The organism is Shinella sp. Sh6, from assembly GCF_055392685.1.
In genome coordinates this window covers 1,972,107-1,990,125 of the sequence record NZ_AP044005.1, presented here as the reverse complement: position 1 = coordinate 1,990,125, position 18,019 = coordinate 1,972,107, and the positions used below count along the sequence as shown (strand labels likewise).

Genomic DNA, 18,019 nt, shown 5'->3' with positions numbered 1-18,019 from the left:
AATCGTCACAATGCGAAGCGTTATAAGAGTTGGAATTCTAGGGGCTTTGGCTGTCCTCGTCGTGGCGCTTGCGTGGTCATGGGGGTGGCATTGGCTGACGACGGGCCGCTTTGAAGAGACAACTGACAATGCCTACGTACGTACCGAGATAACTTCGGTGGCACCCAAGGTTACAGGTTACGTTCTCAAGGTGAGTGTGGCGGATAACGCGACGGTCCAGGCAGGGGACGTTCTTTTTCAGATTGATGACAAGGATTACAAGGCTCGGCTCGCGCAAGCAGAGGCCAATATCGCATCTGCCCGTGCCGCCCTGCTGAACCTTGAAGCCGAGGCACGCCTTCAGAAAGCAGTTATCGCGCAAGGTGAAGCTCAACTCAGGTCTGCGCTCGCCACCCAGACACTGGCAATGCAAAACTTTGACCGCAACCAGTCGCTAGTACGCACCAGCACCGTCAGCCAGGCGAAATTCGAGGAGAGCGAAGCTGGAATTGCACAGGCTGAAGCTTCCGTCAGCGCAGCGAAAGCCGCCATTCAGGCTCAGCAGAGGAAACTAGAGGTTCTGGCTGCTCAAGGAGACGTTGCCCGAGCAGCGCTGTCTCAAGCTGAGGCTGCACGTACTTTGGCGCAGATTGATCTAGACAACACCACCGTGCGCGCGCCAATCAATGGTGTCGTTGGCAACCGTCAAATTCGGGTCGGTCGACTAGTGAACACGGGTGCTCCCGTGCTCGATATTGTCCCTGTCCACAACGTCTGGATTGTCGCCAATTACAAAGAAACCCAGCTGGAAGATATTCGCGTTGGGCAACCGGTTCGTGTTTCTGTTGACGGTTATCCCCATGTAGAAGTGCTTGGCGTCGTTGATAGTCTTGCACCGGGCAGCGGAGCGGCGTTCAGCCTGATCCCCGCTGACAATGCGACAGGCAATTTCGTTCGTGTCGTACAGCGACTGCCTGTAAAGATCACACTCACTGATATCCCTTCTCAGGTTCATCTCGTCCCTGGTTTGTCCGCTCGCGTAGCGATCAAAACCTCCGGAGGGGAGGGCGCATTGTGACCATGCAGGTAATCGATCCGCGCCATGTCGCTACCCTACCAGACGCCCGCAACAGTGCGCCAGCCATACTCTTTGTTACAGGTGTCGTGCTTGCCGCGCTAATGGAAGCGGTTGCTGGTACGGTTTTGTCTACTGCCCGCCTCGATATTATTGGCGACACGTATGCGACATCCGATGAGTTGGCGCGTTTGGACGTTGGATACACGGCAGCCAAGCTTCTGGCCTATATCCTCGCGCCGTGGTTCATGGCACGGCTTTCGCCACTAAGCTGCCTTCGCGCCGCGACAGGTACCATGACCGTCGTCTGTGGTGCGGCTGCCATAACTTCGGATCTGGACGCGCTCACTGTGCTGCGCCTGCTTCAAGGCGCAGCGGGAGGGATCTTGCTAGTGAGCGGACAGACAATGCTATTCCTGATGTTCCCCCGTTCACATCAACCTCTTGTACAGTGCATTTTTGCTATCGGCGCAGTTGTCGCGCCTGCTACCCTTACTCCGTACATGCAAGGATGGTTTGTCGACAGCTTGTCCTGGTCGTGGATCTTCTTAAGCATCGTGCCGATCGGCATTGGAGCGCTGACCCTTCTTGCCTTGTCCAAGGAAAGCCTGGATGGGCGGACTGGCGTAGGGAAGTTTGACTGGCTTGGAGCGGCCTCGTTTGCCGGAGCTGCATTCTGCCTCACGTACGCTTTAAATCAGGGAAGTCGATGGGATTGGTTTGAAGAACCGATGATCGCACATCTGCTGACTGTTGGTGGCCTCGCGTTGCTCCTATTCCTCGCCTACCAGTTCAATACGAAGAAGCCTGACACGGTTCTTGATCTCACAATTTTTCGGAATAGCGGATTTGCGTTCGGGTTTATCGCAAGCTTCGCAGCAGGGTTCGCGCTCTTTGGCAGCGCCTATCTTATACCGACCTTCGCCGTCTCGATCATCGGGATGACGCCTACGGAAGCGGGAATGCTTCTGCTCCCAAGCACACTAATGTTTATTGCAACGCTGCTTTTGACCACGTTTCTGGTGCAGCGGCGTGGGCTTCCTCCAATCGTAACCGTACCGTTCGGCATTCTTTGCTTCATCGCAGCTATGTGGATGCTTTCTGGGGCTAACGGTGACAGCGGCTTTCCCGACTTGATGCCAGCTATCCTCCTTCGGGGCCTTGCACTTGGTTTCCTGTTCTTGTCAATCACGCTGATCACGCTGCCTGATCTTGAGGAGCAGCAAATGGCGTACGGCGTGGGTCTCTTCAATGTCGGTCGCCAAACTGGTGGACTCCTGGGCGTCGCTGCCCTGCAGACTCTGCTTGATCATCAAACGGCATTAAATAAGAGCGTGCTCGTAACCTACATCGTCCCAGGCCGCGTTGCCGTCTCAGATCGTATCGCGCTTTTGACGAACAGCCTCATTTCGCGCGGATTGGACGCGAGTGCAGCCGCTGAAGCTGCCGTTCAAACTCTCGGGAGAGAGGTTACAAAACAGGCGAGCATAGTCGCCTTCGACACCGCGTTCCTTGCAGTGGCTCTGTTCTTCGTTGTTGCAGCTCCAGTTCTGATCGTGTCCAAGGTCATTATTGGCAAAGTTCTCAATCCTGGTTCGCGCAACGTTTCCGATCATCTCGAAGAAGGCAGCGGCCTGAATCTCGAAAAACTACAGACACGATCCGCGTCCAGGGAATCCCCCGTTTCAGAGCAAAGTCTCTTTGAAATGTTGCCGGATCATTCCGTACGAGACCTTAGCACCGCCAGCCGAACTGGCGCTCGCCAGCGGCGAATTATGAAAGGAATCTAACATGACTAGAGTAACTGCAGCTGTCATCGCCACCGTCGTTGCAATGCCGCTATTCTCCGGCGTGTCGTTTGCAGAAGGCGACTACTACGAGGGTGCAAGCCGTCCGAACTGAGAGCAGTTTATTCAAGACATCGAACTTCGTCCGCGGCTCAAGTTCGCAAATCAGAGTCGCGGACTTGCTGATGAGCCTCGACGCGTTGCCGAAGGCCACAGCAGATCGCCCCGAGGCCGTTAAGCACTCGAGCTATCATAAACGCTACTTGTGGACTCAGGGGCAGCATGACGGGTCTATGATTTCGCCAATCTGATATCGTAGCTGTCTTCGTCGGATGCGAAACGCGCCAAAATCTGTTCGACATTGAGGATGCTGTCGCCCAAGAGTTGCGGGTAGTGTCGCGCCGTAAGAGCAACCCTCAGCTGGAACGCCAGGGCTCCGTGTTCGCACGCGAGATCCCATGCCCTGTCCAAATGCCTCCGAGCTTCTTCAACTGGCTGGCCCTCACTTTGGAGAGCTAGCACTGCCTGTAGCCGATACATCTCTGCGAGCTGGAATTTTTCGCCGCTAGCCTCCGCCACGCGAAATGCCTTCATAAGCGTGGCTCTGCCCCGATCACATCGACCCGTTCGCGCCAAACCTTCAGCGAGCGCGGCAAGGAAGCTGACGATCATGTGGTGGTGGTTTTCGGACGCCATGATTTCGAGCGCTTCTTCAAGCAACGGAACACCGACGTCGGAGAGCCCCTTTCGAACGGCCAGCTCTCCCTCCAGTCCTTTGCTAACAGCGCTGAAGGCCGCTAAGGAATTTTCTCCAGCGATGGTGCGTAATCTCATCACCAAGTCCGCCGCATCATTCCAGTCCCCAAGCCAGATGAGGGTAGAGGCAGCGTATGCAAGGGCAATGCAATGAGGAATGGGGTGGCCGTACGCCGACGCATCTTCAACCGCCTTCAAAGCGTAGCGTCTAGCCGCTCTTCCCTGGCCCTGCAGGCAAAGCACGCGGCCGAACTGGACGTAAGCCCGAATACGCTGGGTGAAGACGCAGAGATTGAATCTCACTGGCTCAGACCGCAAGTCGGAACAACTCGCGTCGAGATGCTCTGAGGCCCGTTGCAGCTGACCGGAATAGGAGAAAGCTACCCCAAGCATCCATTGGACAAGATCACGGGCCTCCGGGTCCTTGACGCTCGCGATCCGCTGGCTCTCTAGCGCGATATCAAGGCCTTTGTAGCAATTCCCGGCGCGCATCTCGTAGATGTTGAGACCAGCAAGGATGTCAAGCTGCATCCGTTCGTTGGCTATCCGCTCCGCTATAGCAAGGGCCTTGGAGAATGCTTCGGAAACGTTGCTATTACCGTTCCGGACGATGATGCCGGAGACGGCAAGCGCTTGCTGGAGGCGGGCCTCTTCAACGGACCCCGCCATTTCTCCCGGGAGACGGTCCAGTGCGAGTGCGGTCCATCTATGACACTCATCGAGAAGGGAGAGCTCCAGGAGAACAGGTGCACTCGCTGCGGCGAGGCGAGCTCCAGTCTGGACGCTCGCCTCGTCGTCGTAGCACCAACGCAGCGCGAGTCTTATGTTGGGAAGAGCTTTCCGATGTGAAGCCGGGGTTCCGGTTAGACGAAACGTATCGGCGTTGCCGATGGCATCCTCCAACAGGCGCAAGTAATACCTCGCGTGCCCGAGAGCTGTTTCTCGCAATTCATTTGCCTGTGACCGCTGCAGCTTCTCTAGGGCATATGCCCTGGCGGTTTCCGACATCCTGTAAGTACGGGCCCCATCTTGGCTAAGGAACCGTGAGAGTAGGAACCTATCGGCGAGTCCTTCGATCACAAGAGAGGCTTCCGCGATATCATCGAAGCCGCAGATGGCCATGGCAGCGTCAATACTGAACTCGCCGACTATCCAGCCAAGTCTTCTGAAACCCAGCTTTTCCCGGTCGCTTAAAAGGTTGTAACTCCAGTCGTGCAGAGCCGCCATAGTCTGATGACGAGGTAACGCCGTGCGACGGCCTTGCCAGTAGAGTCCGAATCGATAGTCAAGCAGGTCCGGCATTTGTAGCAGGCCGTGGACGCCTGCGCGTCCCGCGACAAGCTCGATGGCTAAAGCAACTCCTTCTAGGCGACGGCAGATACTGGCCGCCACAGAAATTTCCTCTGCGGTCAGTTCGAGGCTCCCGCCGCTGGCGTAAGTTCGGTCTACGAACAGCCGAACGGCTGGAAAGGCGAGCATTTCTTCCGGCCCTAGAGGATGTCCTTCGGGCGGTGCTTCGAGCGGCGGAACGACGAGCACATGCTCCCCCTCGACTCTCAGAGTCTCCCGGCTAGTCGTGAGGAGATAGACCTCGGGGCATTCGAGGAAAACGTGTTCGGCAAAACGGGCGACTGCATCAATGATATGCTCGCAGTTGTCGAGGACCAACAGAAGACGTTTCTGCCGAACGACAGAGGTGATATCTGCGGTTGGGTCACGGGAAGCTACGGGTACCCCCAGAAGGTTAGCGATAGCGGATGCGACCAACTCACCATCCACGATCGTAGTAAGATCCGCAAAGACCACACCGTGGGAGAATTCGGCTTGGGCCGCGTGAGCTGTCGCCACCGCAACGGTCGTCTTTCCGATGCCGCCCGGTCCAATGAGGCTTAAGAAGCGGCACTGTAGCAGCCGCTCCGCGATGTCCTGTACTAGATGCTCGCGTCCCACCATACGCGAAAGGAGAGGAGGAAGAACGGATGTCGCGCCGTCGGGTGAGATACCTGGCGGAATTGCATCACTAGCTGCTCGACGGACGGGAACTGAGAAAGCATAGCCCCGTCCGGAAACATTCGTAATGTACTGCTTTCCGCCACTCGCTTCTCCAAGCAGTTTCCGTAGACCGGATACGTGGACGCGCAGACTGACCTCGTCCACAACCATGTCCGGCCATACGCGCGCGTGCAGGTCCTTTTTGCTGACAACGGCACCGCCGTTCTCGACAAGAGCAGTGAGCAAATCGAACGCTCTGCTACCGATAGCTACGGAGCAACCGTCTCTCTCCAGGGTTCGCTCGGCGGGTACCAAACGGAAGGGTCCGAACTCGTAAGACATCGCATCTCCGAAACGATTTCGGCCTCTCACGACGCGAGGAGTATCGGTACAAGCTGTGATCAGGCCACTGGTGCCGCCGCCATCCGTCGGGTAGGCAACATGCCGCAAGTTAGCCCTTCGATGCGGAAGGGACGATGCAAACTTTGGTTTTAGTGGACTGCGGAAGTTCTATGCGTTTCGCCTCGGTGCATCGTCGAAGACGAAACAGTAGTTCTGAATTCGAAGATTTCGTATGCCACCACAAGGTGAGCGACAGAGCGGGTTTTCATTTTCCCGACATAATCCTCCATGGATTCGGAACATAAACTCGCTGTTTTCCAACTGAAATGGGTTTCGGCTGAGTGTCATCCGCCCCCATCTGCGTTCGTGACGGGAGATCCGGCCATCCCCTGCTACCACTTTCTCAATCAGGTCCTTGTTCGCACAATGACATAGAAACCCAAAGGGGTCCTAAACCATCGTTTGGGAGGTGTCGCTTGAACCTCGGTGTTACGTTTCCGATCATTCCAACGGCAGGAGATAGATATGAGAGCGGTGAAAATCAGCGTGTACGCCATGGTATGGTTCAACATCCTTTTGGCAGGATGGCTCTCCATTCACATGCTTTACGATCCGGAGAGCTGGTACTACTTCGTACCGGGGGTAACCGATACCGGGATGTTTAACCAGCATTTCATCCGGGACATTGGCATCATCCAGGGTTTCGTCACGGCGGCCTTCGCCGTGGGATTGTTCAAGGCCAACCGGCGCACAGAGCTCTGGGCCGCCGCCACGCTCTGGCTCATTGCGCATGGATGTTTCCATCTGTGGGAAGTGGCAGTCGGCATTTGCTCGTCGTCCGTCATCATACGCGACTTTCCGGCAGTCAGCTTGCCTGCGTTGTTCGGAATTGCAGCAACGTGGTGGGCGTTCGCTCAGGCTAAACGCTCGAGCCCCAATGCGGACATGGCGATAGCAGGCGCTTGATAAGGCAGCAGAGGGGGAGGGCGTCTCCTTCTGTCGTCTAGTCGACACTCAGTACCGATGATCGCGTCGAGCACTCGCTCGCCTGGATCATCGGCCATGCGACTACTAAGCGACCTACCCACCAATTATTCCATCGGCAGCCAAACACTACGTCGTTGTTGGTCAGGATGTTTGGCGGGCAATCGCCCGGTCCTAGCCAGAAGAAAGCAAAGTCATTTTGAAGACATCGCCATCCCTTGTGATCACGATGCCGATCGCGGCTGTTATCGTTTTGCTCCCGAGTTCGGTCTCCGCTCATGTGAAATGGTTCGCCCCCTTCATTGTGGGGGCTCCGCCCGAACCCGTTACGCGCACCCTGCATGACCTTTGGTTTTGGGTTGGCATCGGCCTTGTGTTGTTATTCTTCATACTGGCGCGAGTGATCGAACGCAGTTCATACGGAGCCAGCATTATTCAGGGGCTCAACTATGCCACCGGCCCGCTCTGGAGGCGGCAAGACGACTACATCAGGTCGATCATTGCTGCATTCTTTGTTGCAATCTTCGCCGTCGGCGGCGTCTATCTCACACCCGATCTGAAGACTCCCGCGGAATGGGTTTCCTGGTTGCAGCTTGTGATCGCGTGCTGCATCTTCTTTCGCCCAACCATGCCGATAGCTGGGGCGGGTATTGTTGCCCTCTGGATCTTCGCGCTACGTGATTACGAACTCTTTCACTTGTTTGACTACCTTGCGCTAGGGCTTGGCGTAGCCGGATACCTGATCCTCGAGCCAATGAGCAATGAAAAGCTTCGGTCGCGCCGCTTTGAAGCGCTTCGTTGGCGGCTGGCAATAGCTTTGATGTGGTCCAGTCTGGAGAAGTTTGCCTTCCCTAGCTGGTTCTATCCGCTTGTTGTCGAGAAGCCATTCCTCACTTTCGGGATGCCGCGTGATGTGTTCATCCCAATGGCAGGAGTGACGGAGTTCACACTGGGATTTGGTCTGCTTTGGACACCATTGATCCGCAGACTTTCTGCTATCGCGCTCCTCGTAATCTTTACAGCCGCGGTCTGGCCATTCGGCCGGGTGGACCTCATCGGTCACGGGCTCATCATGACAATCTTAATTGCAGTGTCGGCTGATCAGCGTTCAGGGTATCCATCCGGCGAAGGCCGCGGGGTTTATGATTTCGGCTCGTCTGCCATGATGCGTTCGATCCTTGTGGGATCGCATTGCTCGTCCACAAGGAACTGTCGGACACCGCCATCCCAGGTGCGGATATCGGCGAGGAATTCCTTTAGGCTTTCGATGCCCCGGTCGGTGAAGGTCGTGATGCCCTCTTCGCTGCCGTCATAGGCATGGATCATCTCGCCGTAGTCGATGTTGTCTGAGTTGCTGGCAATTTCCTGGACGGGTTCGAGGTTCTCGCCGATCAGCGTGGCGACGTATTCGATCGTGTAGACATGGGTCGGTCGCGCCATCAGGCCGCCCTCTGCCGTGCGCTGCCGGCGGCGGTCCAGTTCCACGGCAACAGTTCCGGCAGGCGTGATACGGACATGTTGGGCATGCGGGCGAGGACATCCGCCAACCAGGCCTGCGGATCGATATCGTTCATCTTTGCGGTGACAATCAGGGAATACATGAATGCGGCACGTTCGCCGCCGCGCTGGGAACCGGCGAATAGCCACGCCTTTCTTCCCAGAGCTATCCCGCGCAGGGCCCGCTCGGCTGCATTGTTCGAAAGGCAAAGCCTGCCGTCGTCAAGGAACCGGGTGAAGGCATCCCAGCGCCCGTCCTTCTCGAACATGTAGTTGATCGCCTTGGCGACGGGATTGTGCTTGGACATCTGGGTGCGCTGCGCCATCAGCCAGTCGTGCAGTTCCTCCACAAGCGGGCGAGCATGTTGTTGGCGTGCTGCGAGCCGGTCCTCGACAGGCAATCCGTTTATGTCGCGTTCGATATCGAAGAGCGCGTCGATGCGGGCCACGGCCTCGAGTGCGACCGGCGATATCTCATGAGCGGGTTTGCCCTTGCGCACGTTGCCGGCGATGTCGGCCAGTTCGAAGAACTTGCGCCGCGCATGACTCCAGCAGAGCGCGCTGATTACCGGTGCAGGGCCGCGGTCCGCACGATAAAGGTCGTTGTAGCCACCATAGGCATCGGCTTGCAGTGTGCCATGCCACCCAGCGAGATGCGTGTTGGGATGGATTTTCTCGCGATCGGGAGAGAAGTGGAAGAGCGCCGCGGGAGGGGCACCGCCGGCGAAGGGGCGGTCATCGCGCACATAAGTCCATAATCGTGCCTGCCGCGTTGCACCTCTGGCCAGCAGCGGCACGGTTGTGTCGTCGCCATGCAGCCGGCTGGCGGCCAGCACATGGGCGCGGATCAGATCATGAATCGGCTGCAGCACCGTCGCGCAGGCTCCGACCTGATCGGCCAGCGTGGAGAGGCTGAGATCGACGCCTTCCCTGGCGTAGCGCTCAGCCTGGCGGTTCAATGGCTGATGTTGGCCGAACTTCTCGAACAGGATCGTCGCCAGCAAGTTCGGTCCCGCCCATCCACGCGGGGTCGCATGGAAAGGTGCCGGTGGCTGGCTGATCTTCTCGCAGTCCCGGCAGGTGAACTTCTCGCGCACCGTCTGGATCACCTTCCACTGGCGCGGAATCGCCTCCAACGTCTCGGTGATGTCTTCGCCCATCTTCACGATCCGGACCGAGCCGCAACAGGCGCAGTGCGCGGGAGCCTCGATGATCACGCGTTCGCGCGGCAAGTGCTCGGGAAACGGCTTACGGGCTGGCCGGCGGCGTTCGAAGGCGGAGACATTTGTGATCTTCGCTGCCACGCGTTCCGCGGCGATCTCGTCCTCGGTGGCGTCGGCCTCGAGTTCTTCGAGCTGCAATTCCATCTGGTCGATCAGCCGGGCGCGCCGTTCCGAACTCTGGCCGTACTGCTCGCGGCGCATTTTGGCGATCTCAAGCTTGAGGTGCCGGATCATCGCTTCGGAGGTCGTCACAACGGCGCGCACCTGCGCGAGATCGGCCTCGGCGGAGGCGGCACGCGCTTCCGATGCTGCAAGCGCGGCGCGTAATCTGGCTATCTCCGAAGCAGCATCATCCATGGCCGAAAGCTACCATGTCACATGCTGAAAGCCCAACAAAAACAGAGGAATGATAGAGATCAGCCTGCCGCTGCAGGCCGTTGCGTCCAGCGGGGATTGCGCCAATCGATCCCTTCCAGGAGATATCCCAACTGCGCCGCCGAGACCGGCACGGCGGAGCCATTCTCGCTGACCGGCCAGATGAACTTGCCCGCCTCAAGGCGCTTTATGTAGAGCGACATGCCGACGCCGTCATGCCACAGGACCTTGATCAGGTCACCCTTGCGGCCTCGGAAGCAGAAGACTTCGCCGCCATGAGGATCGCGGCCAAGACCTTGCTGAACCTTCAGCGCCAGGCTGTTCATACCGCAACGCATATCCGTCACGCCGCCCGCGATCCATACTTTCACCCCGGCCGGAAAGGCGATCATGGCGCGTCCAGAACCGGCAGCAGGCGCGCGAGGATCGTCGGATCAAGCGAGGCCGGAATCGTCAGCCGCCGCCCGTTCGGCAGCCCGATCTCGATCGTCTTGGCGTCTTCAGGCGGTGGCGGTGAGGCCACCTCGCATGATGCGGCCATCGGTGTCGAAATCGTAACTGGCACGAAGCCCGTTGGAGCGGAACCGCTCAGAAGGCCACTACGATATTCCCGACGCCAGCGGGTCAACAATGACCGCGACAGTCCATATCGCCGCGCCGTCACTGAGCCCTGCCGAAAGCCTTGAAGGCTCTCCTCGACGATCCGGACCTTCTCTTCGTCCGACCAATCCCGCCGGCGACCAAGATCATCGGCGGACAAAACCTCAATCGGGGAAATGATTGTAGCGCATGACATAAGCCATGGACTTAACGCCAATCAGCAAGTCAGGGCAGACGGCCTTCGGCGGAGGGATACCGTTCAGGCGTGGATCTCATGAGATCCTTCAAGCGCAGGCTGGTGAACATTCCGATCGGTCTCACCACTGCGCTGGTTGTTTTCTGCGCTTCATACTGGGGCCTGCATTTCGCGTTTTATGGAATGGACGGAGACCAGGCCATCGGTGACATTCAAAAAACAACGCACTCGTACAGTTCGGAACATCCGCACGGACCCGGTGGTCCGAATAGCGCGTTGGAAGATCAGATGCACCCGTGAACGGCAAGTGCCGAGCTGCTGTCCGGGCAGCGAGCTAGCAGTGAGCCAATCCTCAATCGCCTCAAGTTTTCGGGGGGCGCATTAGCGAACGCTAGGAACCTAAACCAAGGTTTGGTCCCATATGGCTTGAATTTGTGATATAGAACGCTGGTCATGAGAAGATCCGTGATGTGAAGCGGACGCGGCTGGATAGAGATATGAACGTGGGAAAGGGACCCGAAAACGTGAGCTCTTTTTCAGATATTGAGGCGACACGATGCAAAGCGCTCAGGCCGGAATAGAAATGTCCGCCGAACCTATCGTATACGTTGTTGACGACGACCTGGAAATGCGGGAGGCGTTGCTTGATCTGTTCATGGTGACGAAAAAACGTGCATCTGGGTTCGCGAGCGGGACTGAATTCATCAAGCTAGCCGACACAAAAGCACCAGGCTGCGTGGTAGTTGATCTGCGAATGCCGGGCGGTAGTGGCCTGGATCTTCAAAGTCAGCTCATCTCCATGGGCAGCAGGCTCCCAGTTATTTTCCTCACCGCCTATGCGGATGTACCCACGAGCGTCAAGGCGATGAAGGCGGGGGCTAGTGACTTCATCACCAAACCATTCGCCAACCAAGAGCTTCTGAAAGCAGTCGAGCATGCCATTCAGCTGGACTTAGAGCGGCGCAAAGCAGATGAAGAACTCGATAAGATCCGGCTCTTGGCTGACACGCTGACACCGAGAGAAAAAGAAGTTATGCACGCTGTCGTAAGCGGCTTAATGAACAAGCAGGTCGCATTCGAGCTCGGTATCAGCGAAATGACGGTCAAGTTGCATCGGATGAGCGTAATGAGGAAGATGCAATGCCGCTCTCTGGCCGCACTGGTACGGTGTGTCGAGCAGTTGCAGCGGGTCGCGGGGGAGCCTCCCCGCATTCGGGCGGCGTAGCTCCAACTAAGGCTTTGTGGCGCGAGCCAACGCAAATTAGCCCCTATGTCAGCCACCTTGAACGAGTACAGAGCGGGTGAGCTGTGCTACGGCTTCTGGACGGCTCAGGTTCAGTGTGCCAGTTAGGACTCATCCACCGAAATTAAAAATGAGATTACTAATAATCAAAAACCACAGCGCGGCTGATTAAGAGCAATTAATGTTAAAGACAAGTATAGAAGAATTGCCAGATCATTTGCGTGAGCCATTGATGAAAACTCTGATGTTCAATGGCATGACGCTCGACAAATCAGTTTTGATCTTGCACCGCAAACGAGCTCTTCTCGTTAACGAAGACGCTCAAGTCAGGACGAGATTTACATCGGATGGTTATACCACAACTTTTCCTTACGCCTGAAGACGTGAGGAGTCGGCATCAGCTCTTGCGCGTTTCGCGCTCGCTTTGTTGTTCGCCAAGCCAGCAAACGCGTGTTCATCGCGTTTGAAGCCAAGTGTTCGATTGGTGGCAGGCAATAGGGCTAGGGGCGATCGATCTCGTCGAGTGCGTGACCCTTGTCCCCGCTAGTATGCGGGCGAACGCATGTGCGCCGTCACCATTGAACAGGATTCCCGGATTACCGCACGCCATTCCACCTGCGATCGTAGCTGTCGCCCACCCTGAACACTTAAACCTACGTTTATCTATCGCCCAATGGGTGATCGCTTAGAGTTGCTCAAGGTAGCCCGATGCAGGCGACCGGTTCTTCACTTCCAACTCAGGAATAACGCCAATGACACAGCGCATCAACTTCGCGAAGGAATCTCCGGATATCATGAAGAAATTCATGGAATTCGTGACTGCCACAAAGGACAACGTCGTTGAGGAATCCATTCGGCATCTGGTGAACGTACGCGTCGCGCAGCTTAACAACTGCACCTTTTGCCTGGATATGCATATCAAGCAGGCCAAGCTCAACGGCGAGCGGGAGCTCCGGCTCTACCACCTGGCATCGTGGCGCGAGTCGATGCTCTTCTCTCCGCGCGAGCGCGCTTCGTTGGCCTGGGCAGAAATCCTCACGAAGCTTCCTGACCTTGGGGTGCCGGACGACATCTACGACCGCGTTCGCTCCCAGCTTAGTGAAAAGGAGCTGTCTGACCTGACCTTCGTCGTCATGTCTGCCAACGCCTGGACCCGCGTCAACGCTGGCTTCATGACCGTACCAGGATCATTCGACACAGCCCTCGGGCTCGACAAGGCTGAGTTGAACTAAGGAATGTGCTGCATCGGCGTCGGTGCGGCACCCGTCATAATCATCTAAAGGAGAGCAAAAATGAAGATTGTCGTCATTGGTGGTACGGGCCTAATCGGGTCAAAGCTTGTCCAGCGCCTGCAGGCAAAGGGGCATGATGTCATCGCCGCTTCGCCTGCATCCGGCGTCAATACTGTCACAGGTGAGGGGCTGGCAGAGGTTCTTGCTGGCACTCAGATTGTGGTGGACGTGGCCAATTCTCCATCCTTCGAAGACAAGGCGGTCATGGAGTTTTTCCAGTCTTCCGGTAGTAATCTTCTGGCGGCAGAGGCTGCCGCTGGCGTCACGCACCACGTAGCACTTTCCGTTGTCGGAACTGATCGCTTGCAGGGTAGCGGATATTTTCGCGCGAAGCTCGCCCAGGAAAAGCTCATCAAGGAAGCTAGCATTCCTTACACTATTGTCCATTCCACGCAGTTTTTTGAGTTCATGTTCGGCATCGCTCAATCTGGTGCTCAGGGCGATAAAGTGCATCTCTCCCCTGCTATGATGCAGCCGATCTACTCGGATGACGTCGCCGACGCGCTTGTTGACTTCGTTCTCGGTAAGCCTCTCGATGGGATGGCCGAAATAGCTGGTCCTGAGCCGATCCGTATCTCCGATGCGGTTGAAAAGTACATGCGTCAGATCGGCGACAACCGCGAGATCGTTGTCGACAGCCAAACTCCCTATTTCGGCGTCCGTCTTGACGACAAGACTCTCATGCCATCGGAAGGTGCACGGCTCGGGAAGACGTTGTTCTCCGAATGGGTTAAAACGGCAACGCCACCCCCGGCGCGCTAAGTCAAACTTCTATATAACGCCCTGCTTCGGCAGCACGTGGACTCGGATAGGCGGCAGCCCGAATACAGGGTTGCCGCTTTCGATTCACAGTGCGCTGAAGCAGCGTAGCCCTATTGCTTGCTGGACGCGGAGCCTCGTATGGGTTGTCGTCTGCCGAGCATCAAAGATCGCCACCACCACAAGCTCGCCAGGTTTCAAAGAGCCCCTGTATCCCTACTGGGATGCCTCTCGAGCGGTCACGGATTTAGACTCGGGACCAGCGCGGACATCACGGTACGCAGCAGGGAGGTGACCATCGAGGGTTCGTTCCGAAACCTTGCGAACCGGCCGAGATCGTAGGCCACGTCTCGCAAACCCTCGAGCATTCTTTGCCGCTGGGCCGCGCTCAGATTGTTGAGGCTTTCATAGTAGTCCTCGCCCTGTCCGAGAGAGAAATAAGTTTCGGGAAGCTCGTTGAACTCAGGCAGGAATTCGGGAGCACGAAAGCCTGGGAGCAGGTTTCGGGAGGGTTGCAGTCCGATCCGGCCGATCTTCACAGACCCTATCTGATGTCTGACACCCAGCTCATCTATGACCAGGACTGTGAACATCGTTCTAAACAAGAACCAACCGTCCCAACCGTCCACGATGAGGTAAGCGCAATCGGTTGCGTTGTCGGGAATAGGACCTTGAAGAATTCTGAAAAACATCTCGGATGAAGTATTCTCGGGGTGTGCGTGCCGCTAAGCTATTGAGAACCACTAAAGGCTGCAACTGTTCGTTTTTTTGGCATTACGCCAGCGCTGGGCGATGCACTTTAAAGCCCGTGTTAGTGGCCTGTAAAACTTGTGGAGGAAAAGCGAATTGTTGTCGGTATGATTGCATTGTCATTCGATATCCGTTGGCAGGTTGGGAGCTGCATCGTACTCATAGGCGATGGCCAAGACTATTACGCAGAATCAGATCAGCGGTGAGATCGGGGAGACAGCCACAAGGTTGTGCTTCCTCAAAATGGGCTTCCAGTTTGATGGCCGCTCCCGCTTGGAAGCAGGCATAGACGGGATCGCCGAAGTAATGCTCGAAGGCAGGCCGACTGCTGGAATGATTGCTGTCCAGGTAAAGACGACCGAGTCCGGAATGTACTCCGGTGAGGACGACCATGGCATTAGTTATCTTCTGCGGGCCGAAGACCTCGAGTACTGGCGTCCCAGCAATCTGCCGGTCATCATCGTCCTGCATCGAATTTCCGACGGCAGCCTCTACTGGAAGGAAGTACCGACGGGTGATGCCTTCCAGGACAGGCGTTTGAAATTCAACAAGGCGGAGGACAGGCTCGGACCCTCCGCAGTGGATCGACTGGCGTCATTGACGGTTCCGAAGACCGGTTTCGGCTATTACATACCCCCGCTGGGCGGCGGCGAAGAGGCTTTGGTCAATATCCTTCCGGTCACGCTGCCCCGAGAGATCTACGTTGCCACTACCAAGTATGATCGAAAGCAGGCGAGCGCCATCATCCTCGGCGACGACGAACCGGCGCGGTTCGACTGGGCTACCAAGGGAGGCGGGTTCTGGTCGTTCCACGATCCACGGATGAGCGTCTGCCGGAAGTTCGTCGACCTTGATCAGGTCGAAGCCATTGAGGTCGAGCATCTGGCCTTTCACGAAGACGAAAACGAACGGAACAACTTCGCGTTCCTATTGCGTCAGACCCTTAGTCATCAGGTGCGCGGCAACCTCTCTTGGAGCAAGGAGAAGGGACTTCACTATTTTACAGCACGAGCCAAGAACACCGGTCGCGTATTCAAGTATCGGGCCTCGAAGAAGAATACCGAGGCGGAGGTTGTCAACGTCGTCATGGATAGAGACAAGCCGGAGCGGGTATCGTTTGTCCGTCACCACGCGTTCATTCCTCGGTTTGAGAGTCTTTTCGACGAGTGGTATCTTGTGATCGAGCCAACGTACTTCTTTACCTATGACGGCGTAACCCCCCACACCGCGCCCGATGCCTTGCTGTCTGGAAAGAAGCGCATGGACAATAGCAGCGCCATCCGCGGCCAGGTCATCATGTGGCACCGCTTCCTGCAGAGTATCGAATCCAAAGCTACAGACCTCTTTGCCGCTCCATCCGGCGAACCGTGGTTGACCTTCGGAGAGCCCCCAATGGTTCAGCTCCCGACACGTGTCCCCGAAGATGTATGGCGTACTAAAGCCAAATCGACCGGAGAGGAGGGGCCGCAAGGTGTCTTCGAAATTTAGAACCACGATATTTCAAGAGCCGCACCTCGAGTTTGGCGATAACCACCACAACACCGATCCGAGGCGCGGTCTCGTCGTTGGCGGACCGTTGCAGACCCCTGTCGGAGACACCATCAAGATCGCCGTGGTCGGCAGCGCCAAGACCGTCGAAGACGCCAAACGCTTCATGGGCACTGTCGCCGGGGGCGTCGCTGGAAACGGTGAGAAGCATCCGAATATGCACCCTGATTTCCCCGGCTTGGGCAATCAGAATCCTTATAGATGCAAGTTCGAAGTGGATGAGCGCGCGACCGCTGCCATCCCTCAGTCGAAAATCAACAAAATCAAGAAGGAGCCATACACCGATAAGGCCATCGAAATGGCCGTCGACGAGATATTCAAGGAGCTCCAAGCAGTCGACGAGAGTGGAAATCGCCCGGACGTTGCTGTCATAGCCCTCCCTGTTTCCCTGATCGAAAGGGTGTGGAACGCCCGGCCCGACGCAAGCGATGGCAGTGAAACAGATGCCGTCGAGCGGGCAGACGTCCTGAATTTCCGCGGGCTCCTCAAGGCAAAGTCGATGCATCTGAGCTTTCCGACCCAGATCGTGTGGGAGGATGTCTTTGACGGGAAGGCCTCAATCCCGAAAAAGATCAAGGAAGACAGCGAACGTAACACTCAAGACGACGCCGATGTCATCTGGAACCTGATGACATCGCTGTACTACAAGGGAACTGGGCGCATACCGTGGCGGCGGATGCCTCATCTAGGTGAGTTCACCGCCTGCTACATCGGCGTGAGCTTCTATCGGGAGGCTGGCGGGAAGGACCTGTTCACGAGCGCGGCGCAGATGTTCGACGAGCGTGGCCGCGGCTTTATCCTGAAGGGTAAGCGCGCAGAAACTGAGAGTAGGGGGCGGCATCCCTACATGACCAGGGATGATGCCCGTGATTTGATCCTAGAAGTGCTTGCTGCCTATAAGGCCCACCACCGGAACTACCCCGCCCGTGTCGCTGTCTACAAGACGTCGCGCTTCCGTGAGGAGGAGGCGGAAGGGATCACCGAGGCGCTTGCCGAATCCGCGATCGAGATGAAGGACCTAGTCTGGATTCAGGAGCGGACGGCTATGAAGGTGCTCCGCGACGGCAACTATCCTGTAATGCGCGGCACATTCGTCGAGCTCGACGGAAAGGGTCTGCTGTATACGAACGGTAGCATTCCGTACTACGGTACCTATCCGGGCACCTACGATCCCCGACCGCTACTCATTTGCCCCCATGAATCCAGTGACAACACGGTCGAACAGATTGCTAAGGAAGTCCTCTCCTTAACCAAGATCAACTGGAACTCGACCCAGATGAACCAAAAGCTGCCGGTGCCGATCAGGGCAGCCAGGAAGGTCGGCGAGGTGTTGAAATACGTAGGTGACGACAAGGTGAGCTCGGACTACTCGCGCTATATGTAACCGCGAGTAGTCCGGCGAAGCGGCTGATCTCAATTTGCTCCTATCGACGCCCATGCGAGCTCTAGTCGAGGGCCATCGGCAGATGAAATCCTGCGGGCACCGTACCATCGCTTTCGTACTTCGCTTGAAGGCGGTGGCGGGACTGCGCCGCCTGCTGCTCGCTGCGGCTGCCACCGCCTTCAGCCCAGGCGGTCCATGGTTTTCGACTAGCCGGATTGTTTGTGGTTTGCCATCGCG

General features: G+C 56.9%; 15 protein-coding genes. 8 read left to right on the top strand and 7 right to left on the bottom strand.

Translation table 11 applies throughout. The features are described from left to right. Positions 1-46 precede the first annotated feature (46 nt). Together ACZ5TO_RS09710 and ACZ5TO_RS09705 are read left to right on the top strand one after the other, a co-directional pair. Complete coding sequence (locus ACZ5TO_RS09710) at positions 47-1,057, top strand: HlyD family secretion protein (protein ID WP_464797918.1); 1,011 nt, start codon at positions 47-49, stop codon at positions 1,055-1,057. Between the two features lie 2 nt (positions 1,058-1,059). Beyond that, positions 1,060-2,844 (top strand): MFS transporter, encoded by a 1,785-nt coding sequence (locus tag ACZ5TO_RS09705; RefSeq protein WP_464800369.1) that lies wholly within the window; start codon positions 1,060-1,062, stop codon positions 2,842-2,844. A 288-nt stretch (positions 2,845-3,132) separates the two neighbouring features. Here ACZ5TO_RS09705 and ACZ5TO_RS09700 read toward each other — a convergent pair whose 3' ends face one another. Further along, a complete protein-coding gene (locus ACZ5TO_RS09700; RefSeq protein WP_464797917.1) occupies positions 3,133-5,931 on the bottom strand; it encodes an ATP-binding protein in 2,799 nt (932 codons plus the stop codon). 525 nt (positions 5,932-6,456) lie between these two features. Here ACZ5TO_RS09700 and ACZ5TO_RS09695 point away from each other — a divergent pair. Continuing rightward, complete coding sequence (locus ACZ5TO_RS09695; RefSeq protein ID WP_464797916.1) at positions 6,457-6,897, top strand: hypothetical protein; 441 nt, start codon at positions 6,457-6,459, stop codon at positions 6,895-6,897. Between the two features lie 733 nt (positions 6,898-7,630). On the opposite strand, the gene ACZ5TO_RS09690 is transcribed toward ACZ5TO_RS09695, so the two are convergent. The 5 genes from ACZ5TO_RS09690 to tnpA form a co-directional block, all read right to left on the bottom strand. Next, on the bottom strand, positions 7,631-7,978 hold the full coding sequence (locus ACZ5TO_RS09690) for a hypothetical protein (protein WP_464797915.1): 348 nt from the start codon (positions 7,976-7,978) through the stop codon (positions 7,631-7,633). Between the two features lie 77 nt (positions 7,979-8,055). Next, the gene (locus ACZ5TO_RS09685) at positions 8,056-8,355 is read right to left on the bottom strand and encodes a hypothetical protein (protein ID WP_464800366.1); all 300 of its coding nucleotides are present in this window, start codon (positions 8,353-8,355) and stop codon (positions 8,056-8,058) included. Next, positions 8,355-9,992: an IS66 family transposase gene (gene tnpC / locus ACZ5TO_RS09680; RefSeq protein WP_464797879.1), complete on the bottom strand. Its 1,638-nt coding sequence runs from the start codon at positions 9,990-9,992 to the stop codon at positions 8,355-8,357. Before tnpC ends, ACZ5TO_RS09685 begins: the two co-directional genes overlap by 1 nt. Positions 9,993-10,051: 59 nt before the next feature. Then, positions 10,052-10,402 (bottom strand): IS66 family insertion sequence element accessory protein TnpB, encoded by a 351-nt coding sequence (tnpB, locus tag ACZ5TO_RS09675; protein ID WP_064334793.1) that lies wholly within the window; start codon positions 10,400-10,402, stop codon positions 10,052-10,054. Continuing rightward, positions 10,399-10,770, bottom strand: a complete 372-nt coding sequence (gene tnpA / locus ACZ5TO_RS09670; protein ID WP_464797880.1) for an IS66-like element accessory protein TnpA — start codon at positions 10,768-10,770, stop codon at positions 10,399-10,401. The genes tnpB and tnpA overlap by 4 nt, the downstream gene beginning before the upstream one ends. A gap of 592 nt (positions 10,771-11,362) precedes the next feature. On the opposite strand from tnpA, the gene ACZ5TO_RS09665 reads away from it, so the two are divergent. The 3 genes from ACZ5TO_RS09665 to ACZ5TO_RS09655 all read left to right on the top strand — a co-directional run bounded on the left by ACZ5TO_RS09665 (position 11,363) and on the right by ACZ5TO_RS09655 (position 14,103). Then, on the top strand, positions 11,363-12,031 hold the full coding sequence (locus ACZ5TO_RS09665; protein WP_464797914.1) for a response regulator transcription factor: 669 nt from the start codon (positions 11,363-11,365) through the stop codon (positions 12,029-12,031). A gap of 770 nt (positions 12,032-12,801) precedes the next feature. Then, positions 12,802-13,281 (top strand): carboxymuconolactone decarboxylase family protein, encoded by a 480-nt coding sequence (locus ACZ5TO_RS09660; RefSeq protein ID WP_464797913.1) that lies wholly within the window; start codon positions 12,802-12,804, stop codon positions 13,279-13,281. A 60-nt stretch (positions 13,282-13,341) separates the two neighbouring features. Then, positions 13,342-14,103, top strand: coding sequence for an SDR family oxidoreductase (locus tag ACZ5TO_RS09655; protein ID WP_464797912.1), 762 nt, complete (start codon positions 13,342-13,344; stop codon positions 14,101-14,103). Between the two features lie 236 nt (positions 14,104-14,339). On the opposite strand, the gene ACZ5TO_RS09650 is transcribed toward ACZ5TO_RS09655, so the two are convergent. Beyond that, entirely contained in the window at positions 14,340-14,792 is a 453-nt protein-coding gene (locus tag ACZ5TO_RS09650) for a hypothetical protein (RefSeq protein WP_464797911.1), read from the bottom strand. 226 nt (positions 14,793-15,018) lie between these two features. Here ACZ5TO_RS09650 and ACZ5TO_RS09645 point away from each other — a divergent pair, with 226 nt between their 5' ends. After that, positions 15,019-16,338 carry a DUF4365 domain-containing protein gene (locus tag ACZ5TO_RS09645; protein WP_464797910.1) on the top strand — a complete coding sequence of 440 codons (1,320 nt, stop codon included), beginning with the start codon at positions 15,019-15,021 and terminating at the stop codon, positions 16,336-16,338. Then, positions 16,322-17,782: an argonaute/piwi family protein gene (locus tag ACZ5TO_RS09640; protein ID WP_464797909.1), complete on the top strand. Its 1,461-nt coding sequence runs from the start codon at positions 16,322-16,324 to the stop codon at positions 17,780-17,782. The genes ACZ5TO_RS09645 and ACZ5TO_RS09640 overlap by 17 nt, the downstream gene beginning before the upstream one ends. Positions 17,783-18,019: the final 237 nt, after the last annotated feature.